The 26,817-nt window shown below is 72.6% G+C and carries 9 protein-coding genes; 6 read left to right on the forward strand and 3 right to left on the reverse strand.

What is annotated here, in order from left to right:
• Window positions 1–15 precede the first annotated feature (15 nt).
• Genes AB0F17_RS22520 through AB0F17_RS22545 form a run of 6 tightly spaced genes read left to right on the forward strand, consistent with a single transcriptional unit; the run spans window position 16 to window position 23,128 of the window.
• Window positions 16–735 carry an ABC transporter ATP-binding protein gene (locus AB0F17_RS22520; RefSeq protein WP_358025856.1) on the forward strand — a complete coding sequence of 240 codons (720 nt, stop codon included), beginning with the start codon at window positions 16–18 and terminating at the stop codon, window positions 733–735.
• Window positions 735–3,308 carry an ABC transporter permease gene (locus tag AB0F17_RS22525; protein WP_358025858.1) on the forward strand — a complete coding sequence of 858 codons (2,574 nt, stop codon included), beginning with the start codon at window positions 735–737 and terminating at the stop codon, window positions 3,306–3,308. The genes AB0F17_RS22520 and AB0F17_RS22525 overlap by 1 nt, the downstream gene beginning before the upstream one ends.
• A gap of 42 nt (window positions 3,309–3,350) precedes the next feature.
• Entirely contained in the window at window positions 3,351–4,643 is a 1,293-nt protein-coding gene (locus tag AB0F17_RS22530; RefSeq protein ID WP_358025860.1) for an activator-dependent family glycosyltransferase, read from the forward strand.
• 3 nt (window positions 4,644–4,646) lie between these two features.
• Window positions 4,647–11,051, forward strand: a complete 6,405-nt coding sequence (locus AB0F17_RS22535; protein ID WP_358025862.1) for a type I polyketide synthase — start codon at window positions 4,647–4,649, stop codon at window positions 11,049–11,051.
• Window positions 11,038–17,484 carry an SDR family NAD(P)-dependent oxidoreductase gene (locus AB0F17_RS22540; RefSeq protein ID WP_358025864.1) on the forward strand — a complete coding sequence of 2,149 codons (6,447 nt, stop codon included), beginning with the start codon at window positions 11,038–11,040 and terminating at the stop codon, window positions 17,482–17,484. The genes AB0F17_RS22535 and AB0F17_RS22540 overlap by 14 nt, the downstream gene beginning before the upstream one ends.
• 22 nt (window positions 17,485–17,506) lie before the next feature.
• A complete protein-coding gene (locus AB0F17_RS22545) occupies window positions 17,507–23,128 on the forward strand; it encodes a type I polyketide synthase (RefSeq protein ID WP_358025866.1) in 5,622 nt (1,873 codons plus the stop codon).
• Here AB0F17_RS22545 and AB0F17_RS22550 read toward each other — a convergent pair whose 3' ends face one another.
• The 3 genes from AB0F17_RS22550 to AB0F17_RS22560 all read right to left on the reverse strand — a co-directional run bounded on the left by AB0F17_RS22550 (window position 23,129) and on the right by AB0F17_RS22560 (window position 26,745).
• A complete protein-coding gene (locus tag AB0F17_RS22550; protein WP_358025868.1) occupies window positions 23,129–24,352 on the reverse strand; it encodes a cytochrome P450 in 1,224 nt (407 codons plus the stop codon). It abuts the gene before it with no gap.
• A 28-nt stretch (window positions 24,353–24,380) separates the two neighbouring features.
• Window positions 24,381–25,997: an FAD-dependent oxidoreductase gene (locus AB0F17_RS22555; protein ID WP_358025870.1), complete on the reverse strand. Its 1,617-nt coding sequence runs from the start codon at window positions 25,995–25,997 to the stop codon at window positions 24,381–24,383.
• 61 nt (window positions 25,998–26,058) lie between these two features.
• A complete protein-coding gene (locus AB0F17_RS22560) occupies window positions 26,059–26,745 on the reverse strand; it encodes a hypothetical protein (protein ID WP_358025872.1) in 687 nt (228 codons plus the stop codon).
• Window positions 26,746–26,817 lie beyond the last annotated feature (72 nt).

A 26,817-nucleotide genomic window follows, 5' to 3' on the forward strand; every position in this document is an offset into this window, starting at 1 on the left:
GTACGGTTAACCTCCGTGCGAAAAACCTACAACACCCGGACGGGTAGTCTCGCGGCGCTGGAAGGCGTCACCATCGGCTGCGGAAAAAGCGCGCTCACCGCGATCATCGGGCCGTCGAGATCCGGTAAGAGCACGCTGCTGCGATGCGCGTCGGGGCTGGAACGGCCGACCTCGGGATCGGTGTTCCTCGACGGCGAGGAGCTCACGGACCTCGACGACGCGTCGCTGACCAGGCTGCGGCGAGACCGGCTCGGCTTCGTCTTCCAAGGGCCCAATCTGCTGCCCGCCCTGGACGTGGCGGAGAACATCGCGCTGCCCCTCCACCTGTCGGGCCGGAGCATGGACACCGCGCTGTTCGACAGCGTGATCGCGCACATCGGTCTGGCGGACCGCCTGCACGACCTGCCGGACAAGCTGTCCTTCGGCGAGCAGCAGCGGGTGGCGGTCGCCCGCGCCGTGGTCGGCCGGGCGCCCGTGATCTTCGCCGACGAACCGACCGGCGCGCAGGACTCCCACGACATCGACCGGGTGCTCGGCCTGCTGCGCGAGTCGGTGCGGGCGGCGGGACAGACCGTGGTGGTGGCCACACACGATCCGCGGATCGCGGCCTACGCCGACCACGTCTACTTCGTCTCCCGCGGCCGGGTCGTGGACGAGCTGACGCTCCCGCCCAGCAAGGCGGTGGCCGAGCGGATGGCCCACCTGGCGATGTGGGACAGGGGAGAGCCGTCCTGATGTGGCGCCTGACCCTGCGCACCCTGACCCGTCGCAGGGGCGCGTACTCGGCCGTGCTCGCCACGGTCTTCGCCGCCGCCACCATCGTGGCGGCGTGCGCGGGACTGATGGCGGCGGGGATCCGGGCCGCGTTCCCGCCCGAGCGGCTGGCCGGCGCCACGGTGGTGGTCGCGGGCGACCCGTCGTACCGGCTGCCGGACGCCGAGCCCGGCGGCGACGACGCCGAATGGGCGAGCCTGTCCGAGACGGTACGGCTGAAACGCTCCCTTGTCGCGACCCTGCGGACGGTGCCCGGCGTCGCCGACACCATCGGTGACGTCTCCTTCCCCGTCACCCTGCTCGGCGGGGACGCGCCCCGGGGCGCGGGGCACGAATGGACGTCCGCGGGGCTGCTGCCGTACGAGCTCCAGGCCGGCACCGCGCCGGTGGCGGACGGAGACGTCGTGCTGGACGCGGCATTCGCCGCGCGGTCGGGCAGCCAGGTGGGCCGGCAGGTCCAGCTCGTGGTCCACGGCACCGTCGTGGTCTTCCGGGTGACCGGCGTCGTCGCCCCGGCGGCGGGACGTACGGCCACGGCGGCCGCGCTGTTCTTCGCGCCGGCCGACGCGCGGCGGCTGTCCGGCCATCCCGACTCGGTGGACGCGATAGCGGTGATCCCCGTCGCCGGGACGGGCGAGAAGACGCTCGCGGACCGGGTACGCGCCGCCCTGCGCGGCCAGTCCGCGGTGACGCTCACCGGGGACGACCGCGGACTCGCCGAGTTCCCGCAGGCGCGCGCCGGCCGGGACAACCTGGTCACCGTCGCCGGCCTGATCGGTGGCACGACGCTCCTGGTCGGCATGCTCGTCCTGGTCAGCACCATGAGGCTCCTGGTCGAGCACCGGGCGCCGGAGATGACGCTGCTGCACGCGATGGGCACGTCCGCACGGCGCATCCGCCTGATGATGTTCGGCGAGGTGACGACGGTCTCGGTGGCCGCGACGGCGGCGGGCTCCGTGCTCGGCTTCCATCTCGGCGGCTGGTTGTTCTGGCACCTGGTGCGCGACGGGGTCGTGCCCGCGGCCATGCGTTTCGACCCAGGTTGGCTCCCCGCCGTGGGCGCGGCCGCGGTGTGCCTGTGCGCCGGGCTGGCGGCCGCGTTCTTCCCGGTCTGGCGGGCCGCGCGGCCCCGGCCCGCCACGGTTCTCAGCTCCCCGCCGCAGGACCACGGGCTCGACCGGGCGCGTTCGGCGCTCGCCCTGATCTGCCTCGGCGTGGTGGGCACGACGATCTGTTCGGGCATGCTGCTGATCCGGTCGTCCGCCGTGAGCATCACCTGCCTCGCCGCGATCGTGGTGATCCTCGGCGTGGCCGTGGTGGCCTCCAGGATGACGAAGGCGATGACCGGGCTGGTCGGCAGGGCCGTGCGGGCGCGGCCCAGGACGATCGGCCGCCTGGCCCTGCTCAACAGCTGCGCACGGCCGTTCGGCATGGCCGCCGCGGTCCTGCCCATCATGCTCGCGACCGGGATCAGCACGGCGAACATCTATCTCCAGATGACGCAGGCCGACCAGGCGCGGCAGGTCCGCATGGACGACCTGCGGGCCGATGCCGTGATCACCGCCGGGCCGGGCGGGCTCGTCCCCGGCCTGCTCGGCCGGGTCCGCTCCGTCCCGGGGGTCATGGCCGCTTCGGAGCTGGCGAGCAGCAGCGGGTTCGTCGAGAGCCCGTACGACGGCTGGCAGGGCGAGCACGGCTGGCCGCTCCTGGGCCTCACGGCCGACGGCGCGGCCGGGGTCACGGACCTCCCCCTCACCGCGGGCACGCTCACCGCCCTGCGGGGCGACTCGGTCGCACTCACCCGGGAGCACGCCCGGCACCTCGGCCGGGGGCTCGGCGACGCGATCACCATGCGGCTGGGCGACGGCGCCGAGGCGGAGCTCAGGGTCGTCGCACTGCTCGCGGACAGACCCGGCGGCGAGGTGATCCTGCTGCCCGCCACGCTGCTCGCCGCCCACACGACCGCCGGGCTGCCGACCCAGATCCTCGTCCGTGCCGCCCCGGGCGGCGACCAGTGGAGGCTGAGATCCGACCTGGCCGAAGCGGTGGGCCGCCTGCCCACGGTGCGGGTGAGCGACGCCGGCGGGCTGTCCACGACCTCGGCCGAGCAGCAGCGGACCCGGGCCTGGATCAACTACCTGTTCACCGGAGTGGTCATCATCTTCGCCGGCATCTCGGTGATCAGCGCCCAGGCGATGGGGGCCGCCTCGCGGCGCCGGGAGTTCCGCCTTCAACGCCTGATCGGCTTCACCCGCGGACAGATCCTGCGGATGGTGGGGATCGAGGCCATGGTGGTCGCCGCGGTCGGCGTCGTCCTCGGCACGGCGGCGGTCGCTCCCATCCTGATTCCGTTCGCCATAGCGGTGAACGGCTCGCCGATGCCTTACGGGCCGGCCTGGGTCTATCTCGCCGTGATCTGCTCCACGACGCTCTCCGCCCTCGTGGCGACCCTCTCTCCGGTGTGGGCGATGATCCGGCCCCGCACAGGGGAGCGTGAGGGGTCCCCTAGGGGTCGGGCGGTCATGCGCGCATAGGTAGCGTCCAATTGACACGATAAATCATTTGGAGGAATTGTCATGCGTGTTCTGTTCACTCAACACGCGGCAAACGCGCACCTTTTTCTCATGGTCCCCATCGCCTGGGCGATGAAAGCGGCCGGCCATGAAGTAATCGTCGCCGGCCAGCCGGACATCGTCGACGCGATTACCCAGACCGGCTTGACCGCTTTATCGGTCGGCAGAACGGCCGATATGGCCGAGCGGCTGGCGGAAACGCCGATGGATCGGCAGATCTACGGCTCCGGATTCGACATCGCGGAGGAACGGCCCGAGGTGCTCACGTATGAGTACGTCAGAGACTGCCTGGCCGCCTTCTGCTCGCCGCTCGCACTGGACTTCATCACCGACGACGCCATGTACGACGACCTGGTCGCGTTCTGCCGCAGTTGGCAGCCCGACCTGGTGGTCTGGGACGCCATCACCTTCCCGGGCCCCGTGGCCGCCCGGGCCTGCGGCGCGGCGCAGGTCCGGACGACCTTCGGCAGAGATCACTGGGCGCGGATGCGCTCGCTGTTCCTGAGGCTGCGCGCACAGCGGCCGGGCGATCCGCGCGAGGACCCGGTGGCCGACTGGATCACACCGAAGCTGGCGAAGTACGGCTGCGACTTCGACGAGGAGCTGCTCCTCGGCCAGGCCACGATCGACTCCATGCCGGCCTGGCTGCGCTTCCCCGTCGAGCACGACTACCTGCCCATCCGATTCGTCCCCCACAACGGTCCCGCGACCTTCCCGGCGTGGCTCAAGGACGCGCCGGCGCGGCGACGGATCTGCTTCACCCTAGGGGTGTCCGGAAGGGAGGTCTGGGGTGGACGTGGCAGCGTCACGCCCAGCGAGCTGTTCGAGGCCGTGGCCGACCTGGACATCGAGGTGGTCGCCACCCTGAACGCGAACCAGCTCGACGATACGAAGGTTCCGGACAACGTGCGGATCGTGGACTTCGTCCCGCTGAACTCCCTGCTGCCCGGCTGCTCGGCCGTCGTCCACCACGGCGGCACCGGGACCACCGGCACGGCCCTCGTCCACGGTGTGCCGCAGCTCATCATCCCCGCCCAGCTCTACGACGAGGGGGGCATGGCCCGGCAACTGGCCCTGCAGGGCGTGGGTCTGCTCATCGAGCCCGATGAGCTCTCGGCGGCGACACTGCGCGCCGGGCTGCTGCGGCTGCTGGAAGACGGGACATTCCGGGAGAACGCGGCTCGGATTCAGCGGGACATGGCGGAGACGCCGACCCCGCACGACGGCGTACGTGATCTCGAAGAGCTGGTCGCCCGCCACAAGGCGGCGCGGGCGGCTTCCCCGACCCGGAGGTAAGCCGTGGACAACGAGACCAGGCTGCTCGAATACCTCAGGAGGGCGACCGCCGACCTGCGGGAGACCCGCCGCCGGTTGCGGCAGGCCGAGGACCGGAACGCCGAGCCCATCGCGATCATCGGGATGAGCTGCCGGTTCCCCGGCGAGGTCGGCACACCGGAGGAGCTGTGGCGGCTGCTGGCCGTCGGCACCGACGCGATCTCGCCGTTCCCCTCCGACAGGGGCTGGGACGTCGACCTCTATGACCCGAACCCGGACAGTCCCGGCAAGAGCTCTACGCGGTCCGGGGGATTCCTGCACGACGCCGCGCAGTTCGACCCGCACTTCTTCGGGATCAGTCCGCGGGAGGCCCTGGCGATGGATCCGCAGCAGCGCCTGCTGCTGGAGACCGCGTGGGAGGCGTTCGAAGGCGCGGGCCTCGATCCGGCCTCCGCCCGGGGTAGCGCCACCGGCGTCTTCGCCGGCGTCATCTACCACGACTACGGATCCAGGGTCCGCACCGTGCCGCCGGACCTCGGCGGCTACATCGGCAACGGCAGCGACGGCGCCATCGCGTCCGGCCGGGTCTCCTACCTGCTGGGGCTGGAGGGCCCCGCCATCACGGTGGACACGGCGTGCTCGTCCTCCCTGGTGGCGCTGCACCTCGCGGTCCAGGCGCTGCGCCAGGACGAGTGCGCCATGGCGCTGGCCGGCGGGGTCACGGTGATGTCCACGCCGAGCACGTTCGTGGAGTTCAGCAGACAGCGCGGGCTGTCCCCGGACGGCCGGTGCAAGGCGTTCTCGGCGGACGCCGACGGGACGGGCTGGGGTGAGGGCGCGGGCATGCTGCTCCTGGAGCGCCTCTCGGACGCCGAACGCCACGGTCACCCGGTGCTGGCCGTCGTCCGCGGCAGCGCGATCAACCAGGACGGCGCCAGCAGCGGACTGACCGTGCCCAACGGCCCGTCCCAGCAGCGGGTGATCGGCCAGGCGCTGGCGGCGGCGGGCCTGACGCCCGCCGAGGTCGATGTGGTGGAGGCGCACGGCACCGGCACGACGCTGGGCGACCCGATCGAGGCGCGGGCCCTGTTCGCCGCGTACGGGCCGGGGCGTCCAGAGGGCAGGCCCCTCTACCTGGGGTCGATCAAGTCGAACATCGGGCACACCCAGGCCGCCGCCGGCGTGGCCGGGGTGATCAAGATGGTGCTCGCGATGCGGCACGGCACGCTGCCGAAGACCCTGTACGCCGACGAGCCCTCGCCGAACGTGGACTGGTCGTCGGGCAGCATCGCCCTGCTCACCGAGAACGTGGCCTGGGACACGGCGGCGGACACGCCGCGACGGGCGGGCATCTCCTCGTTCGGAGTCAGCGGCACCAACGCGCACGTCATCCTCGAGGAACATCCGCGACCCGACCCCACCGACGTGGAGACGGCCCGGCCCGTCGTGCCGTGGGTGGTCTCGGCCAAGAGCGAGCAGGCACTGCGGGCCCAGGCCGGGCGACTGGTCGCCCGCGTGGAGCAGGACCCCCGGCTGTCGCCGGTCGACGTCGGCCATTCCCTGATCAGCTCGCGGACCGCCTTCCCCCATCGCGCGGTGGTGATCGGCGACGATCGTGCCGCCCTCCTCGGGGGCCTGCGCGCCGTCGCGGACGCGGTCCCCGCGCCGAACGTCGTGCACGGCACGGCGACCGGCGACCCCCGAGTGGCCTTCGTCTTCCCCGGCCAGGCCGTCCTGTCCAAGGACATGACCCTCGGACTGCTCGACACCTCGCCGGCGTTCGCCGCCCGCCTGGCGGAGTGCGCGGACGCGCTGGAGAAGTTCGTGGACTGGAAGCTGATGGACGTGCTGCGCGGCGAGTCGGGCGCGTGGTCACTCGATCGGATGGACGTCAGCCAGCCCGTGGCGTGGGCGGTCATGGTCTCGCTGGCGCGGCTGTGGCGCTCCCACGGCGTGGAGCCCGAGGCCGTCGTGGGGCATTCGCAGGGCGAGATCGCCGCCGCCTGCGTGGCCGGGGGGCTGTCGCTCGAAGACGCGGCCAAGGTCGTCGCCCTGCGCAGCCAGGCCATCACCGAGGACCTGTCCGGCCACGGCGGCATGCTGGCCGTTTCGCTCCCGGCCGACCAGGCGCTCGACCGGCTCGCCCCCTGGGCGGACCACTTGTCGATAGCGGCGGTGAACAGCCCGAACGCGGTGGTCGTCGCCGGCGCCTCGGCAGCCCTGAACGAACTGTTCGACCAACTGAAGGCCGAGGGCGTCCGGGCCAAGATGGTCCCGGTCGACTATCCCTCGCACACGGCCTACGCCGAGCCGCTGCGTGACCGGCTGCTGGCCGACCTGGCCGGGATCGACCCCTGGACGGCCGAGGTGGGGTTCTGCTCCACGGTGACCGGCGAGCTGATCGACACCGCGGAGCTCGACGCCGGTTACTGGTACACCAACCTGCGCCGGCCGGTGCGCTTCGACCAGGCGGTCCGGACCTTGATCCAGCAGGGCTACGGAATGTTCGTCGAGGTCAGCCCGCATCCGACGCTGACCGGCGCGGTTCAGGACACGGCCGAGGCCGCGGGCGGCGCGGTGGTGGCCGTCGGCTCGCTGCGCCGCGACGAGGAGGAGACGGCCAGATTCGTCACCTCACTCGCGGAGGCCCACGCGCACGGCGCGCCGGTCGACTGGACTCCGATCTTCGCGCCGACCCAGGCCCGGAAGGTGGACCTCCCCACGTACGCCTTCCAGCGCGAACGCTACTGGCTGGAGGCCACCGACTCGACCGACGTCGCCCACGCGGGCCTGACCGCAGCCGACCACCCCTTCCTCGGCGGCGCGCTGCCGCTGGCGGACTCCGACGAGATCGTCTTCACCGGCCGGTTGTCGCTGCGGTCGCACCCATGGCTCGCCGGTCACGTCGTGTCCGGCACGGTGCTGTTCCCCGGTGCGGCGTTCGCCGAGCTGGCCGTCAGCGCGGGCCGCCAGGTCGGCTGCGCCCAGCTCGAGGAGCTGATCCTTGAGGCGCCGCTGGCGCTGCCCGAGCAGGGCGGCGTGCTGGTGCAGGTGCGGATCGACGCGCCGGACGAGAGCGGGCGGCGGTCGCTCACCATGCACGCGTGCCCCGAGGGCGAACCGGACTGGACACGGCACGCGACCGGTGCGCTGGCCGCCGCGCGTCCCGCCGCGGACTTCGACCTGTCCGCCTGGCCACCACCCGGCGCCGAGCCCGTCGACGTGACCGATCTCTACGACCGCCTCGGCGAGCGTGGTCTCGCCTACGACGGGCCGTTCCGCGGGCTCAAGGCCGCCTGGCGGCTGGCCGACGAGGTGTTCGCCGAGGTCGCCGTGCCGCACCGGGACGCGGGGAGCTTCGGTCTGCATCCGGCCCTCCTGGACGCGGCGCTGCACGCGGAGTCCCTGCTGGACCCCACCGCCCAGGAAGTGAGCCTGCCCTTCACCTGGTCCGGCCTCTCGCTGTACGCCGAAGGCGCGTCCACCTTGCGGGTCCGCCTGACCCGGTCCGGCTCCGACGAGCTGTCGCTGCGGCTGGCGGACCCCTCCGGAGCCCCGGTGGCCGCGGTGGAGTCGCTCCTGTCCCGGCCGCTCTCGACGTCGGCGCCGGACCCGCGCCGCGAGTCGATGTTCCGGATCGGCTGGATCCCCTCGCCGTACGCCGCCGACGCGGCTCCGCCGAGCCGCTGCGCCGTGGTGGGTGCGGACGAGACCGGGCTCGCCGCCGCCCTGGGCGCCACCGCCTGTCCCGACCTGGCCTCCGTGCCGTCGGCTCCCGAGCTCGTGTTCGTGACCTTCGCGGGCGGCGGCAATGTGCGGGGGGCGATCCATCGGGCCCTGGCGGCGGTACGGTCCTGGCTGGCCGACGACCGGTTCGACGATTCCACGTTCGCCCTGGTCACCAGGGGAGCGGTCGCCGTGGCCGGCGAGGACGTGACCGACCTGGCCGCCGCCGCGGTGCTCGGCCTCATGCGGTCCGCGCAGTCGGAGCACCCCGGCCGCTTCGTGCTGCTGGATCTCGACGACTCCGAGGTGCCGGTGCCCGCCGTGCTCGCGGCGCTCACCGAGCCGCAACTGGCCGTGCGCGCGGGAGCGGTATGGGTGCCCAGGCTGGCGCGGGCGACGACCGGCGAGGCGCTGCTGCCGCCCTGGGGCGGCGAGACGTGGCGGCTCGACTCCACCGGCGACGGCACGTTGGACGGGCTGGCGCTGGTGCCGTGTCCCGAGGCGAGCCGCCCGCTGGGACCGGGCGAGGTGCGGGTGTCGATACGGGCGGCGGGGATGAACTTCCGCGACGTCGTGGTGGCGCTGGGGATGGTCCCGGAGCGCGATGTCCCGATCGGCGGCGAGGTCGCTGGTGTGGTGCTGGAGGTGGGGGCGGAGGTTGCCGATCTGGGGCCCGGTGATCGGGTGCTGGGGTTGCTGGATGGCGCGTTCGGTCCGGTGGGGGTGACGGATCGGCGGTTGCTGGCTCGTATGCCTGCCGGGTGGTCGTTCGCGGAGGCGGCTTCGGTTCCGGGCGTGTTCCTGACCGCTTATTACGGCCTGGTGGATGTGGCTGGAGTCCAGTCGGGAGACCGGGTGCTCATCCACGCGGCTGCCGGTGGGGTGGGGATGGCGGCGGTGCAGGTGGCTCGCTGGCTAGGTGCCGAAGTGTTCGGGACGGCTAGCGCGGGCAAGTGGGGAGCGCTGGCGCTGGACGAGGAGCATGTGGCCTCGTCGCGGACGCTGGAGTTCGCGGAGAAGTTCGGCTCGGTCGATGTGGTGCTCAACTCGCTGGCCGGGGAGTTCGTGGACGCCTCGCTGGGGATGTTGTCGGCGGGTGGCCGGTTCGTGGAGATGGGCAAGACGGACATTCGTTCCGCGGACACGATCGCTCCCGGGGTCCACTACACCGCCTTCGACCTGATCGACGTGGGTCCGGACCGGCTGGGCGAGCTGCTGGCCGAGGTTCTGGCGCTGTTCGAGGAGGGCGTGTTCGAGGCGCTGCCCGTGCGCGCGTGGGACGTGCGGCGGGCGCGGGAGGCGTTCCGGTTCATGTCGCAGGCGCGGCATGTCGGGAAGGTCGTCCTGACGATGCCGGTCGCGTTCGACGGGGACGGCACCGTACTGGTGACAGGCGGGACGGGGATGCTGGGCGGGTTGGTGGCCCGGCATCTGGTGGCCGCGTACGGCGTCCGGGATCTGGTGCTGGTGGGGCGCAGAGGCGCCGAGGCCCCCGGCGCGGAAGAACTGCGCGCCGAGCTCGCGGCAGCGGGGGCGCGGGCCGAGATCGTGGCGTGTGACGTCGCCGACCGCGTGGCGCTGGCCGGGCTGCTGGACCGCGTACGTGCCGATCGCCGGCTGTCCGCGGTGGTGCACGCGGCGGGGGCACTGGACGACGGCATGGTGGAGTCGCTTACGACTGAGCAGGTCGACGCGGTGATGGGGGCCAAGGCGGAGGCGGCCTGGCACCTGCACGAGCTGACCGAGGGCCTGGATCTGTCGGCGTTCGTGCTGTTCTCCTCGGCGGCGGGCGTCCTGGGAGAGGCGGGACAGGGTAACTACGCGGCGGCGAACGCGTTCCTAGACGCCCTGGCGACGCACCGGCGCGCGCACGGCCTCGCCGCGGTGTCGCTGGCCTGGGGCTTCTGGGAACAACGCAGCAGCATGACCGCGCACCTGGACGACACCGCCCTGGCCGGCATGGCGCGCTCCGGTCTGGCCGCGATCTCCTCCGCCGACGGGCTGGCGTTGTTCGACGCCGCCCAGACCGTGGACGAACCCGTCCTGCTGCCGATCCGGCTGAACCTCGCCGCCCTGCGGTCGAGCGCCACCCCGCTTCCGGCGCTGCTCCGCGGCCTGGTCCGCGATCAGGCCCGCACCCACGTACGGCGGGCCGCCCAGCCCGGCGTCACCACGCTGAAAGACCGTCTCGACGGCCTGCCGGACGACGAACGGAAGGCCCTGCTCGTACAGCTCGTCCGCGCCGAGGCGGCAGGCGTCCTCGGGCACCCCAGCCCCGACTCGGTACCACCGGACCGGGCCTTCAAGGAGCTGGGCTTCGACTCGTTGACCGGGGTCGAGCTGCGCAACCGGCTCAGCGCCGCCACCGGTCTGCGCCTGCCCAGCACGCTCGTCTTCGACCACCCCACGCCGAACGCCCTCGCCGACCGGGTGCGAGCCGCCTTCCTCCCGGCCGCCCAGGACGCCTCCGCCGCCGTGTACGCGGAGGTCGACCGGCTGGAGGCGGCACTCGCCACGGTGACCGGCGACCGGGCCGGGATCACCGCCCGGCTGCGGTCACTGGTCCGCAAATGGAACGACCCGCAGGGCGAGGCGACCGAGGCCGAGCAGTACGAGGCGGCCACGGACGACGAGCTCTTCACGATGCTCGACAACGAGCTCGGCTCCTCGCGACGGAGGTCTGAGACTGATGGCGAACGATGACAAGCTCCGCGAATACCTGAGACTCGCGACCGCCGAACTGCGGTCGGTCCATCGGCGGATGGACGAGATGGAGGCCAGGCGGCACGAGCCCATCGCGATCGTGGCCATGAGCTGCCGCCTGCCCGGCGGAGTGCGCGATCCCGAGCAGCTCTGGCGCCTGGTCGCCGAAGGGCGCGACGCGATGTCGGAGTTCCCCGCCGATCGGAGCTGGGACCTGGAGCGGCTCTACGACCCCGACCCCGAGCACGCCGGGACGTGTTACGTCAGCACGGGCGGATTCCTGCGGGATGTGGGGGACTTCGACGCGGGCTTCTTCGGCATGAGCCCGAGGGAGGCCCTGGCCACGGACCCGCAGCAGCGGCTGCTGCTGGAGACCTCATGGGAACTGCTCGAACAGGCCGGCCTCGACCCCGCCGCCCTGAAAGGCAGTGAGACAGGCGTCTTCGTCGGCGCCGCGTCCTCCGGATACGGCGTCGGACCGGCCGGATTCCCCGACGGAGTCGAGGGCCATCTGCTGACCGGCGGCTCCACGGCCGTGATGTCCGGTCGCATCGCCTACGCGCTCGGCCTGGAGGGGCCCGCCGTCACCTTGGACACGGCGTGCTCGTCGTCCCTGGTCGCTCTGCACCTGGCCTGCGAGTCGCTGCGCAGGGGCGAGTGCGCCCTGGCCATCAGCGGCGGCGCCACCATCATCTTCACCCCCGAGATCTTCGTGGAGTTCAGCAGGCAGCGGGGGCTGGCGCGGGATGGGCGGTGCAAGGCGTTCGCGGAGGCGGCGGATGGCACGGCGTTCGCCGAGGGTGTGGGTCTGCTACTGCTCGAGCGGTTGTCGGATGCTCGGCGCCTTGGTCATCGGGTGCTGGCGGTGGTACGGGGCAGCGCGGTCAACCAGGACGGTGCGAGCAACGGGCTGACCGCGCCGAACGGTCCCTCCCAGCAGCGGGTGATCCGCCAGGCGCTGATCGACGCCGAGCTGTCGCCTGCCGACGTGGACGCCGTGGAAGCCCACGGCACCGGCACGATGCTGGGTGATCCGATCGAGGCGCAGGCGCTGCTGGCCACCTACGGACAGGATCGTCCACACGATCGGCCGTTGTGGCTGGGCACGGTCAAATCCAACATCGGCCACACCCAGGCCGCCGCCGGCGTCGCCGGGGTGATCAAGATGGTCATGGCGATGCGGCACGGCGTCCTGCCGAAGACGCTGCACGTCGACACCCCGTCCTCGCACGTGGACTGGTCCGCCGGGAACGTCCGGCTGCTGACCGAACCGGCCCCCTGGCCCGGCGGCGACCGTCCGCGCCGGGCGGGGGTGTCGTCGTTCGGCATCAGCGGGACCAACGCCCATGTCGTCCTGGAAGGGGTCGAGGCCGAGCACGCGGAGCCGCGGGAGCTGCCTGATTCTGCCGTGCCGATGCTGATCTCCGGGAAGAGCGCGGCGGCGTTGCGTGCTCAGGCTGTACGGCTGAAGTCCTATCTGGAAGAGCGGGAGGACCTGGCCCTGCCGGATGTGGCCTACTCGCTGGCGACGACGCGGGCGGGTCTGGAACATCGAGCGGTGGTGACCGCGTCGGATCGCGCCGGGCTGCTGGCGGGCCTGTCGCAGCCGAGCGACGGCGTGGTGAGCGGCGGGAAGCTGGCGTTCCTGTTCACCGGGCAGGGGAGCCAGCGGGTGGGGATGGGGCTGGAACTGGCCGCAGCCTATCCGGTGTTCGCCGAGCACCTGGCGGCGTCGTGCGCGCGGCTGGACCCGCTGCTGGAGCATCCGCTGATGGAGGTGATGGGGGAGCGGCCCGACCTGCTGGACCAGACGGGCTACACCCAGGCCGCCTTGTTCGCGGTGGAGGTGGCGCTGTATCGGCTGGTGGAATCGTGGGGCGTCGTGCCCGACTTCCTGCTCGGGCATTCGATCGGCGAACTGGCGGCGGCGCACGCGGCGGGAGTGCTGTCGCTGGAGGACGCGTGCGCGCTCGTGGCGGCCCGTGGCCGGCTCATGCAGGCGTTGCCGTCCGGTGGGGCGATGATCGCGGTTCAGGCCGGGGAGGAGCAGGCCGGGCGGATCCTGGCCGAGACCCCGGACGTCGCCGGTGCGGTGGTGATCGCGGCGGTCAACGGGCCGGCCTCGGTGGTCCTGTCCGGTGACGAGCAGGCGGTCACGCGGGTGGCGGGCCGGTTCGCCAAGTCCCGCCGGTTGCCGGTCAGCCACGCCTTCCACTCCCCCCGGATGGAACCGATGCTGGACGCCTTCCGCGAGGTGGCCGAGGGCCTGTCGTACGGGAGCGCGTCGATCCCGGTGGTGTCGAACCTGACCGGCGAGCCGGTACGGGAGTTCTCGGCCGAGTACTGGGTGCGGCATGTCCGCGAAGCGGTGCGATTCGCCGACGGCATCGCCTTCCTCCACGAGCAGGACGTACGGACCTTCGTCGAGCTGGGCCCCGACGGGGTGCTGTCGGGCCTGGGACAGGAGTGCGTACCCGAGTCTCAGGACGCGCGCGGCCCGGTCTTCGTACCGTTGCTGCGCCGCGGCCGGGACGAGGCCGAGCAGGTGGTGACGGCCGTCGGGCAGGCGTACGCCGGTGGTGCGGCGGTGGACTGGGAGAGGTTCTTCGCCGGTACCGGCGCCCGCCGGGTGGACCTGCCCACCTACGCCTTCCAGCACCGGCGCTACTGGCTGAACCCCGCCCAGCCGGGCGGCGATCCCTCCTCGATCGGCCTCGACGCCCCGGACCATCCGCTGCTGGGCGCGGCCGGCGAACTGCCCGACTCGGGCGGATTCCTGTTCACCGCCCGGCTCTCCCTCTCCACGCACCCGTGGCTCGCCGATCACGCGATCGGCGAGGAGGTGGTCTTCCCCGGCACCGGCCTGGTGGAACTCGCCATCAGGGCCGCCGACCAGGTCGGTTGCGGGAAGCTCGAGGAGCTGACCCTGGAGCAGCCGCTGCTCCTCCCCGAACGCGGTAGCGTCCGGCTGCAGATCGTGGTGTCCGATCCGGACGACTCCGGCACCCGGACGATCAAGATGTACTCGCAGGCCGGTGACGCGCCATGGGACAGGCACGCCACGGGCGCGCTCGCCCCGGCCGCCGCTCCCGCCGGATTCGAGCCGACATCGTGGCCACCGACCGACGCGCAGCAGGTCGAGGTGGACGGACTCTATGACCGGCTCGCCGATCTGGGACTCCGTTACGGCCCGGCCTTCCGTGGCCTGCGTGCCGCCTGGATCCGTGGCGAGGAGGTCTTCGCCGAGGTCGAACTGCCCGAGCACACGGCGGCGGACGCGACCCGTTTCGGCCTGCATCCCGCTCTCCTGGACGCCGCGCTGCACGCCTTCGGGTTCAGCTCCGCCTCGGCCGAACACACCGCGTTACCGTTCACCTGGGCCGATGTGGAGCTGCACGCCGCCGGAGCGTCGAGCCTGCGCGTACGGGTGACCCCGACGGGCGAAGACTCCCTGCGCCTGGAGGCGGCCGACTCGCTCGGTCAACCGGTGGTGTCGATCGGCTCGCTGGTCCTGCGCCAGATCACCCTCGACAAGCTCGCCAGCGCGCGCAGCGGCGCGGAGCGTTCCTTGTACCACCTGGACTGGACGCCGATCTCGGTCGAGCCGGCGTCCTCGACCCGGTGCTGGGTCATCGGCGGCGAGGTCGTCGGCGCTGAGCCGTACGACGACCTGTCCGCGCTGATCCGGGCCGTCGAGTCGGGGGCGAGCCCGCCCGAGATCGTCATCGTGCACCCCACCATCGCGGACGGGGACGACTCCGTGGCCGCCGCGGTTCACTCGGCGGTTCACCGGGCGCTCGCCCTGGTGCAGGTCTGGCTGGCCAACCCCCGGCTCGCCGAGTCGCGGCTGCTCTTCCTGACCAGGAAGGCGATCGCGCCCGGCGACGAGCGCGACCTCGCGGGCGCCGCGGTGTGGGGCCTGATCCGATCCGCGCAGGCCGAGAACCCCGGCCAGTTCGCCCTGCTCGACCTCGACGACCACGCCCCCTCCGCCGACTCGATCGACGACCACCTCCCCTCCGCCGATCTGATCGCCGCCGCGGCCCTCACCGGCGAGCCGCAGCTCGTACTGAGGGAGGGGACGGTGCTCGCGGCCAGGCTCGCGCACGCGCCCGACGTCCGCCTCACAGCGCCGGCGCATGCGCCCGACGTCGGCCTCACACCGTTGGCGCACGCGTCCGGCGTCGGCCTCACACCGTCGGCGGACGCCGCCCCCTGGCGGATGGACAGCCGCGCCAAAGGCACGCTGGACGGCCTGGCTTTCGTCGCCGCGCCCGAGGCCGCCGCGCCCCTGAAGCCGGGAGAGATCAGGATCGCCCTGCGCGCCGCCGGCATGAACTTCCGCGACGTGCTCAACGCCCTCGGTATGTATCCGGGCGAGAGCGGCGCGATGGGGCTGGAAGGCGCCGGCGTGATCGCCGAGATCGGCCCCGGCGTCATCGGGCTCGCGCCCGGCGACCGCGTGATGGGCCTGTTCGACGGCGGCGCGTTCGGCCCGCTGATCGTCACAGATCACCGGCAGGTGGCTCGTATGCCCGCCGGGTGGTCGTTCGCGGAGGCGGCGTCGGTTCCGGTGGCGTTCCTGACCGCCTACTACGGTCTGGTCGATCTGGCCGGGGTGCGATCGGGAGATCGGGTGCTCATCCACGCGGCCGCCGGTGGGGTCGGGATGGCGGCGGTACAGCTCGCTCGCTGGCTCGGTGCGGAGGTGTTCGGCACCGCGAGCGCGGGCAAGTGGGGAGCGCTGACCCTGGACGAGGACCATGTGGCCTCCTCGCGGACACTGGACTTCGCGGAGAAGTTCGGCTCGGTGGATGTGGTGCTCAACTCGCTGGCCGGTGAGTTCATCGACGCCTCGTTGGGACTGTTGTCTGAGGGCGGCCGGTTCGTGGAGATGGGCAAGACCGACCTCCGCTCCCCGGACACGATCGCGCCCGGGGTCCATTACCGGCCCTTCGACCTCGTCGAAGCCGGTCCCGACCGGACCGGGCACATGCTGCGCGAGATTCTGGACCTGTTCGAGCAAGGCGAGATCCAGCCGCTCCCCGTCACGGCCTGGGACCTCCGGCGGGCCCCGGAGGCGTTCCGGTTCATGTCGCAAGCCCGGCATATCGGGAAGGTCGTGCTGACGATCCCGGCCCCCCTCGACCTTGACGGGACCGTGCTGGTGACCGGCGGCACCGGCGGCCTCGGCAAGCTCCTCGCCCGCCACCTCGTCGCCCGCCACGGCGTACGTGATCTGCTACTGACCAGCCGCCGCGGCACCGCCGTCGAGGGTGCCGAGAAACTCCGCGCCGAGCTCGCGGAGCTCGGCGCGCGGGTCGAGATCGCGGCCTGTGACGTCGCCGACCGCGACGCGCTCGCCGCACTGATCGCGGGCCGGACGCTCACAGCCGTGGTGCACGCCGCGGGCGTCCTGGACGACGGACCGATCACCTCGCTCACACCCGAGCGACTGGACGGCGTGCTGCGGCCGAAGGCGGACGCGGCGCTGAACCTGCACGCGCTGACGCGCGACCTCGACCTGTCGGCCTTCGTCATGTTCTCCTCGGCCGCCGGCACGATGGGCAGCGCGGGGCAGGGGAACTACGCGGCCGCCAACGCGTTCCTGGACGCGCTGGCCCACCGGCGACGGGCTCAGGGGCTACCGGCGACGTCGCTGGCCTGGGGGCCGTGGACGGGAAGCGGAGGCATGCTCGACACCCTCGCCGACGCGGAGGTCGCCCGGATGGCCCGCGACGGCATCATTCCGTTCACGCCGGAGACGGGCTTGTCGCTGTTCGACACCGCCCTGCTCCGGCCCGAACCGGCCTTGGTGCCGATCCGCCTGGATCCCAAGGCGATGAGCGCGCGCGGCGACGCCCTGCCGCCGATGCTCAGAGAGCTGGTACGAGCCCGGCCGCGCCGCGCCGCCTCCACCGACCGTGGCACCGGCCCGAGCCTGAAGGACAAGCTCACCGGGCTTCCCGAGCCGGACCGGCGGAAGATCCTGCTCGATCTCGTGCTCGACCAGGTCACCGCCGTGCTCGGCCACACCTCCGCCGACGAGGTGGACCCGCACCGCCCGTTCGACGAGCTGGGGTTCGACTCGCTGACCGCGGTCGAGCTGCGCAACCGGCTGAACACCGCGGTCGATCGGCGACTGCCCACGACGCTGGCCTTCGACCACGCGACCCCGATCGCGCTGGCGGAGTACCTGCTCACGGAGATCGCGCCCGCCGACAGGCCGACCGGCGAGCGGGCACTGGAGGAACTGGACCGGCTGGGGCGGCTGCTCGGCGCGCTCACGCCCGACGAGGAGACGCGGTCGACGGTCACCGCGCGGCTGCGCGGCCTCCTGGCGCAATGGCGCGGCGAACAGGCGGACCCCGGCCAGGCCGTGGAGTCGGCGAGTGCCGACGAGCTGTTCGCGTTGATCGACAAGGGGCTCTGAGACTTCCGGAAGGTGGCATGACGTGGCGGACGAGCAGAAGCTCCTCGACTACCTCAGGCGGGTGACCGCCGATCTCCAGCAGACCAGGGAACGGCTCCGCGAGGCCGAGGCCCGCGAACACGAGCCGATCGCGGTGGTCTCCATGAGCTGCCGGTTCCCCGGGGACGTCCATGATCCCGAGGACCTGTGGCAGCTCGTGGCGGACGGCCGCGACGGTGTGTCGTTGTTCCCCGACGACCGGGGTTGGCATCTTTCGGAGCTCTATGACCCGGATCCGACCCGTCCAGGCACCACCTACACCCGCGAGGGCGGGTTCCTGCACGACGCCGCCGCCTTCGACGCGGGATTCTTCGGCATCTCGCCCCGGGAGGCGCTGGCCGCCGACCCTCAGCAGCGCCTGATGCTGGAGGTGGCGCTGGAGGCGTTCGAGCGGGGCGGCATCGACCCCCGGTCGCTGAAGGACAGCCAGGTGGGCGTCTTCGTCGGCGCCTTCGCCGACGGGTACGGAGGCAGCCTGGGCGTACCCGCGGAAGGCGCGGAGGGCCACCTGCTCACGGGCAACTCCACCGCGGTGATCTCGGGCCGGATCTCCTACGTGTTCGGGCTCAAGGGCCCCGCGGCCACCATCGACACGGCGTGCTCGTCGTCGCTGGTGGCGCTGCACTGGGCGTGCGAGTCGCTGCGCGGCGGGGAGAGCACGCTCGCGCTCGCCGGCGGGGTGACCGTCATGCCCACCCCCGACATCTTCGTGGAGTTCAGCCGCCAGCGCGGCCTGGCGCGCGACGGGCGGTGCAAGGCCTTCTCCGACGACGCCGACGGCACCGGATGGGGCGAGGGCGCCGGCCTGCTGCTGCTGGAGCGGCTGTCCGACGCGCGCCGCAACGGTCATCCGGTCCTCGCGGTCGTGCGCGGGTCCGCGATCAACCAGGACGGCGCCAGCAACGGCCTGTCCGCCCCGAACGGGGTGTCCCAGCAGCGGGTCATCCGCCGCGCGCTGGCCGCCGCCGGGCTCGCCGCCGCCGACGTGGACTTCGTCGAGGCGCACGGCACCGGCACCACCCTGGGCGATCCCATCGAGGCGCAGGCGCTGCTGGCCACCTACGGCGCCGACCGTCCCGCCGACCGGCCGCTGTGGCTGGGGTCGATCAAGTCCAACATCGGCCACACCCAGTCCGCCGCCGGTGTCGCCGGTGTGATCAAGGCGGTGCTGGCCATGCGGGCGGGCCTCCTGCCCAAGACGCTGCACGTGTCCGCGCCCTCGTCCCACGTGGACTGGTCCGCGGGGAACGTCCGGCTCCTGACCGAAGCCGTCGACTGGCCGGACAGCGGCGGCCCCCGCCGGGCCGGCGTGTCCGCGTTCGGCGTCAGCGGCACGAACGCGCACGTGATCCTGGAGCAGGCCCCGGCTGGCGATGCCGCCCCGACCGGGGTCGCGTCGTCGGCGGACGGCGCTGCGGCCGGGGTCGCGTCGCGGGCGGACGGTGCCACGGCCGGGCTGCTGTCGTCGGCGGACGACGCGGCTACGGCCGGGCCCGTAGCGCCCGCCGCGGTCGCGTGGGTGGTGTCGGCCAAGAGCGGGGCCGCTCTGCGCGCTCAGCTCGACCGGCTCGGCGCGCATGTGGCGCGTCACCCCGGGCAGCCCGTCGCCGACGTCGGGTTCTCCCTGGCCACGACGCGTACGGCGTACCGGCATCGCGCCGCGGTCGTCGGCCGAGACCGCGCCGAACTGCTGGCCGCCGTGCGCGATCTGGCCGCGGGTGAACAGGTCCCCGGCGCGGTCGGCGGCGTGGCCGGAGCACCGGGCAAGACGGTGTTCGTCTTCCCGGGCCAGGGCTCGCAGTGGGCGGGCATGGCCACTGAACTGCTCGACGAGTCGCCGATCTTCGCCGAGCACTTCGCCGCCTGCGAGCGCGCTCTCACCCCGTTCGTGGACTGGTCCCCGGCCCAGGTGCTCCGCGGCGCGCCCGGCACGCCCCCGCTGGAGCGGGTGGACGTGGTCCAGCCGTTGTTGTGGGCGGTCATGGTGGCGCTGGCCGGGCTGTGGCGTTCGTACGGCGTGCGGCCCGACGCGGTGATCGGCCACTCCCAAGGCGAGATCGCCGCCGCCACGGTGGCGGGCGGACTGTCTCTGGAGGACGGCGCCCGCGTGGTCGCCCTGCGCAGCCAGGCGATCGGGGCCGTGCTCGCGGGCCGGGGCGGCATGGCATCGGTCGGGCTGCCCGTCGAGGAGCTGACCGCGCGCCTTGGCCGGCGACCGGGTGACTACTCCCTGGCCGCGGTCAACGGAGCACGTTCGGTCGTGGTCTCCGGCTCACCCGGCGCGCTCGGCGAACTGGTCGCGGAGCTCACCGCCGAAGGGATCCGGGCCAAGCTGATCCCGGTCGACTACGCCTCGCACTCGGCCCAGGTCGACGAGCTGCGGGAGCGCCTGCTGCACGACCTCGGGCCGATCAGGCCCCGCGCGGGCGAAGTACCGATGATCTCGACGGTGACCGGCGACTGGATCGACACCGCCGGGCTCGACGCCGCGTACTGGCACGCCAACCTGCGGCAGACCGTGCGGTTCGACGCGGCCGTCCACGCGCTCGTCGCCCAGGGCCACGCGGTCTTCGTCGAGACCAGCCCGCACCCGGTGCTCACCATGGGCATCCAGGAGACCCTCGACGCCCTCGACCGCGACGCCGTGGTCACCGGCACGCTCCGCCGCGAGGACGGCGGGCAGGCCCGCATGCTCGCCTCGCTCGCCGAGCTGCACGTACGCGGCGTCGGCGTGGACTGGTCCGCCGTCTACCCCGGCGCCCGCCGGGTGGACCTGCCGACCTACGCCTTCCAGCGCGAACGCTACTGGCTGGCGCCTGCGAGCGCCGTCACCCCGAGCGCCGACCCCGATGAAGCCGACTTCTGGGCGGCGGTGGAGCGGGGGGACGCGCCACGGTTCGCCGAGGTGGACCCGGCCGCCCTGGCCGAGGTGCTGCCGGCGTTGTCGGCGTGGCGCCGGCAGCGGCGGCAGGCGGCGACGCTGGACTCCTGGCGCTACCGGGTGGCCTGGCTGCCGGTACGGGAGGCGGCCGACGCGACGCTGACCGGGACATCATGGATCGTCGTCCTGCCGGAGATCGACGGCGCCGACACGCGGACGGCTTCGGTCGTCGACGGGCCGGCCATCGACGGTGCCGGTACGCAGGCGGCTTCGATCGTCAACGGCCTGGCCAAGGCGGGCGCCCACGTGGTGTCCATCCAGGTGGGGGGCCAGGACCGGGCCGCGCTCACGCGTACCCTGCGCGACGCGCTCCCCGAGGAGCCGCTGACCGGCGTGCTCTCCCTGCTGGCGCTCGACGACCGCGCCCACCCGGCCCACCCCGTCCTCTCCCGCGGCGCGGTCATGACCGTCACCCTGGTGCAGGCGCTCGGCGACGCGGAGATCCCCGCGCCGCTGTGGGCGCTCACCTCGGGCGCGGTGGCCGTGGAGCAGGCGGCCGAACTCCGGTCCCCCTCCCAGGCGGTGGTGTGGGGCATCGGCACCGTCCTCGCCCTGGACCACCCCGACACCTGGGGCGGCCTGATCGACGTACCCGCCGAACCGGACGAACGTACCGTCGCCCGCCTGTGCGCCGCGCTGTCCGGGCGGGACGGCGAGGATCAATTGGCGGTACGGGCGGCGGGCGTCTTCGCCCGGCGGATGGAGCGCGCGCCACTGGGCGACGCGACGCCCGAGACCCCCTGGCGACCGCACGGCACGGTGCTCGTCACCGGCGGCACCGGCGGCGTCGGCGCGCACGTCGCCCGCTGGCTGGCGGCCCGCGGCGCCGAACACCTCGCGCTGCTCAGCCGCCGGGGCCGGGCCGTCGAAGGCGTCGCCGAGCTGGAAGCCGAGCTGACGGCGCTCGGCGCCAAGGTCACCGTCGCCGCCTGCGACGTCGCCGACCGCGAAGGGCTGCGCCGCGTGCTCGACGCGCTGCCCGAGGGGCAACCGCTGACCGCGATCGTGCACGCGGCCGGGGTCGTCCGCGACGACACGCTGCTCGCCGACAGCACGATCACGGAGTTCGCCGAGACGGCCGAGGGCAAGATCGCAGGAGCGGCGCTCCTCGACGAGCTGTCGACCGGCCATCCGGTGGAGCGATTCGTCCTGTTCTCCTCCGGCTCGGCGGTGTGGGGCCAGGCGGGACAGGCCGCCTACGCGGGAGCCAACGCGTTCCTGGACGCGCTGGCCCACGCGCGCCGGGCCCGCGGGCTCCCGGCCACCTCGGTCGCCTGGGGCGCCTGGGGCGGCGGCGGCATGGTGGACGAGTCGGTCGGCGCGCGACTGCGCCGGCTCGGCGTACGCGTCATGGAGCCCGACGCGGCGGTGGCCGCGCTGGAGAAGGTCCTCGACCACGACGAGACCCACCGCGTGGTGGCCGACATCGACTGGAGCCGGTTCGCCTCCGTGTTCACCCTCGCCAGGCCGCGGCCGCTGCTCCGCGCGCTGCCCGACGTACAGGCGATCCTCGACGGCGAGGCCGCCGGTCAGGACGCCCACGAGCCGTCACTCGCGGCGGAACTGGCCGGACTGGCGGCCGACGAGCGCGTCGACCGGCTGCGCGAGCTGGTGCGGGCGCACACCGCGAAGGTGCTCGGTCATTCCGGTCCCGATTCGATCGACCCCGACCAGAACTTCCTCGAAGCCGGATTCGACTCCCTGACCTCGGTCGAACTGCGTAACAGCCTCGCCGGCGCCACCGGGCTGCGTATGCCGGCCACCGTGGTCTTCGACCACCCCAGCCCCTCCGCCCTGGCCCGGCACCTGTCGGACGAGCTGGGCGGCACGCGGACCGGCGACCCGCACTCGGGTGACAGCCTCAGCGCGCTGTTCGGGGAGGCGGCCCGCGCCGGCAAGACGCACGAGGGCCTGGCCGTGCTGCGGGCGGTGGCCGAGCTGCGGCCGTCCTTCGATTCGCCGGACGAACTCGCCGTCATCCCGCCGGCGCTCAAGCTGGCGACCGGTCCCGGCGAACCCGCCCTGTTCTGCTTCAGCACGCCCATGGCGTTGGGGGGAGCCGCCCAGTTCGCCCGGCTCGCGGCGAACTTCCAGGGTCTGCGCGATCTCTTCGCCCTGCCCGTCCTCGGCTTCGCACCCGAAGAGAGCCTGCCCGGTACGGCCGAAGCCGCCGTACGCACGTGGGCGCGGAGCGTGCGCGACGCGGCCGACGGGAGACCGTTCGCGCTCCTCGGCTACTGCGCCGGCGGGATCTTCGCGCACGCCGCGGCCGGATACCTGGAGGAGATGGGCGTCCACCCGGCCGGGCTGATCCTGCTCGACACCTTCCTGGCGGAGAGCCAGGTGGTCGACGACCTCGGGGCGCAGATGGTCGAGGGCATGTTCGACAGAGAAGACTCCTTCGGGCCCTTCACCAACGCGCGGCTGTCGGCGATGGGCCGCTACTACAAGCTGTTCCGCGAATGCGAGCTGGGAGAGGTGGCGGCACCCATCCTGTTCCTCCATCCGGACACGCCGCTGGCGCCCTCCCCCTCCGGGGAGTGGCGTGCCTCCTGGCACACCGAGCACACCGCCCAGGAGGTGGAGGGCGATCACTTCACGATGCTGGAGGATCAGGCGCCGTCCATGGCCCACACCATCGAAACCTGGCTCGCGTCCCTGTAGTCACGTGATCGGCTCGTACGGGAGCACCCGGTCGTACTCGATGACGAGGTGACGCGGACCTCTCAGGGTGGAGCTGGGCCGGTAGGGCGGCGGGTCGGTGACCAGGCGCGGGTTCACCAGCCGGTGCGCGAGCTCGCGCAGCGCGATCTGGGCCTCGAGGCGGGCCAGCGGAGCGCCGAAGCAGTGGTGGACGCCGCCCCCGAAGCCGAGGTGCTGGATGTAGGGGCGGTCGGGATCGAAGCGGTCGGGATCCCGCAGGTGCGCGGGGTCGCGGCTGCCCGAGGCAAGGGCGAGGACGATGGGCGATCCCTTCGGGATGGTGACACCCGCGATCGTGATGTCGTCGAGGGCGACGCGCTGGGACAGGAAGTGCACGGGCGGCTCGTAGCGCAGCAGTTCCTCGACGGTGTGGACGACCAGGTCCGGCTCCTGGCGGAGCCGTTCGATCAGCGACGGGTTCCGCAGCAGGGTGAGCATGCCGTTGGTGATGAGGTTGACCGTGGTCTCGTGCCCGGCGATCAGCAACAGCGCGGCGGTCGAGATCACCTCGAGGTGCGACATCGACCCGTCGGGGCCGTCATCGGTGACCAGTCCGGACAGGAGGTCGTCGCCCGGGTTCTTGCGGTGGGCCTCGGCGAGCTCGCCCAGGTACTGCCCCAGCGTGACCACGGTGGCCTGGCGTCTCTTGAGCCGCTCCGCCATGTCGCCCTCGCCCGACGGGCCGAGCGTCTCCACGATCTCGTCGGCCCACTTGTGGAAGCGGGGTTCGTCTTCCAGGGGCACCCCGAGCAGGCGGCAGATCACCGTGACCGGGAACGGGTAGGCGACGTCGTCGACGATGTCGGCCTCCGTCCGGTCCGCGATGCCGTCGATCAACCCCGTGACGATCTCGAGCAGCTCCCCGCGCAGGCTCTCCACCTTGCGCGGCGAATGGGGCGGCCCGAAATGACGCATGGCCAGCCGCCGGAGCCGGTCATGCTCGGGCGGATCGGTGGTGATGAAGGAGGGCATGCCATCGGAAGGGGGCGCGTCGGCGAGGTTGCGGCGGTCCGAGCTGACCCGCGGATCGTGCAGCAGCGCGACGATCTCCTCGTACGTGCTGACGACATAGCTGCCGTCCTCCTGCCGCGCCACGGGTGTCTTGCGCAGCTCGGCGTACAGCGAGTACGGGTCGGCCCGGTTGCCGAACTGGTGGATCTGCGCGTAGATGCTGGCCGGCTCCACGAGGTTGCCTCCCTTTTCCGAGATGGTCCTACCGTTGGGGGCGTACGAGCGTGACGCGGCGTTCGGCCGGATCATGACCGGTCACCACCACGGTCGCTCCTTCAGCGGGCTTGATCCGCTGCGGGACTTCGGCCGGCACGGGCCGCATCCCGTCGCGCCGGTCGACCGTGCGGAAGTCCGGCGGGAACGGCGCGGCCTCTTCGATCAGCCGCCGGTAGAAGTCCAGCCACATCGCCTGGTCGAACATGACCGCCGCGGTGATCCTGCCCCGGTAGCCGTAGACGGCGACGAACCGGCGCTCGGCCAGCGAGCCCTGCGCGATCACGAGCTCGTCGGCGAAGCTCGGAACGCCGACCGACTTGATGTTGGTGCCGAACTGGTTGGACCAGAACACCGGCAGCGACAGATGCGGCCAGCGATGAGCCTGGTCGCTGATCATGTTGTGCGCGGCGACCTCGGCCTGGGCGACGGCGTTGCCCCAGTGCTCCAGCGCGACGAACTGGTACTGGTACACCGGATGCGGGAACCGCGCCACATCACCGGCGGCGAACACGTTGTCGGTGACCAGGCCGTTGATGTCGAAGGCGCGGCAGCCCGCGTCGGTGGCCACCCCCCACACGCCGGCCGCCAGCCCCGAGCCCCGCAGCCATTCCACGTTGCGGATCGCACCGAGCGCGACCACCGCCATGTCGGCCTCGACGGTGCTGCCGTCGGACAGCCGTGCCCCGATCAGCCGCCCGTCCGCGTCTCCGTCGAGCGAGGCGACCGTGACCCCGCAGCGCAGGTCCACGCCGGCCGCGCGCTGCATGTCCGCCGCGACCGCGCCGATCACCCCGCCCAGCGCGCCGCCCAGCGGAACGGGCCCGTGTTCGACGACGGTCACCGGCAGGCCGAGCTCGCGGCAGACCGACGCCACCTCCGACCCGGTGAATCCCGCCCCGATGACCAGCACCCGGTTGACCCCGGCGGCCAGCCGCTGCCGCATCCGCTGCGCCTCGTCCAGCGTGCGCAGGACGTACACGCCGTCGAGCGCCGCCTCCGCCTCCTTCGGCCACGGCCTGGCACGTGCGCCGGTGGCGATCAGCACCTTGTCGAAGCCGATCTCCCGGCCGTCGGCGAGCCGCACCTGCTGGGCGGAGAGGTCCAGTCCGGTCGCCGTGGTGCCCGGCAGCCATTCGACGTCCGGTTCGCGAAGGTGGGGGAGCAGGGTGCGTTCGGCGGGCACCTTGCCGGACAGCACCTGCTTGGACAGCGGCGGCCGGTCGTACGGCTGGTACTGCTCGTCCCCGATCAGGGTCAGCGAGCCCGTGAAGCCGTCTCTGCGCAGCACCCCGGCGGCCCGGGCGCCGGCCAGGGAGGCGCCGACGATGACGATGCGGCCGTCGCGTTTGAACTCCTCGTCACCACCCGTCGCGGCGGGGGCCATCTCGGGCCGCCGGGTTCTGTGCTGGGTGGTCATCCGGCCGACGTGAATGGCCTGGACCGGGCAGGCCGCGGCCGCCCGCAGGACGTGCTCGCGCTGGTCGTCGTCCGGGCCGGTGTCGTACATGAGCGCTTCCTGGCCGGGCATCGTGAACACGTCCGGCGCCAGGAAGACGCACTGCCCGTACCCCTGACAGCGCGTGAGATCAACGACAACCCTCACAGCAACACTCCCCGTCGAGCCGACCTGAAAGGGCCCTTACCCAGCTCCTCGTGGTCGAGGGTCATGAGGTGGGCATCTTGCCGGAGATCATCCGGAACCGGTCGTGGGCGACGATCAGGTAGCAGCCGACGATCAGGACCCAGACCGGGAACGCGAGCTCCGACCAGGCGACCCTGCTGACGACCAGGAGGAGCACCAGCCCGACGAGATAGCCGAGCCAGGACAGCCAGCGGGGAAGGAGGCCGAGGCGGGTGCCGATGGTCGTGGTCGTCAGGGTGAACACGGCGGCCATGCGCGGCGCGTACTCGGTGAGCAGGGACAGCGTGAGGTGGCGCCCGTAGTGCCAGAAGGCCGTGGGCTGGGGCGTGGTCCGCATGGCGTCGATCGTGGCCAGATAGGCGCTCGCCGTCGCGCCGAAGACGAAGAGCATCGCCACGAAGAGCAGCCCGGCGCCGAAGAAGACCGTGGCGAAGAACCGGTCTTCCCGCACTCCGATGGAGTCCCGTACGGCGCCCATGAACCACAGGAAGAAGATCCCGCCGAACGGCAGGAGGATCAGCGCCACCCGCAGGGCGTTGTGGCCGGCGGTGTCGGCGAGGTAGGCGGCCGCGTCGAGCGGATGGGCGGGCACCGCCTTGCGTACCAGGATCATGGCACCGCCCAGCGGCAGGGCGGAGAGGATCCCGGCCGCGCCCGCGGCGCGCGGCGTCCGCAACGCCTTCGCCGGCGGTTCGGCAACGCCTCGCATAGGGCCCTTCTTCCGGCGGTACGGCATCTTGTATGACGCTACGTGTCCACTGGATACGCTCGGTAATCATCA

This window comes from Nonomuraea sp. NPDC026600, assembly GCF_040638335.1.
Classification (GTDB): Bacteria; Actinomycetota; Actinomycetes; order Streptosporangiales; family Streptosporangiaceae; genus Nonomuraea.

Excerpts from the sequence above, each read along its gene's own strand:
- AB0F17_RS22525 (WP_358025858.1), top strand. The coding sequence starts at position 735 with ATGTGGCGCCTGACCCTGCGCACCCTGACCCGTCGCAGGGGCGCGTAC.
- AB0F17_RS22540 (WP_358025864.1), top strand. The coding sequence starts at position 11,038 with ATGGCGAACGATGACAAGCTCCGCGAATACCTGAGACTCGCGACCGCC.
- AB0F17_RS22560 (WP_358025872.1), bottom strand. The coding sequence starts at position 26,745 with ATGCGAGGCGTTGCCGAACCGCCGGCGAAGGCGTTGCGGACGCCGCGC.
- AB0F17_RS22530 (WP_358025860.1), top strand. The coding sequence starts at position 3,351 with ATGCGTGTTCTGTTCACTCAACACGCGGCAAACGCGCACCTTTTTCTC.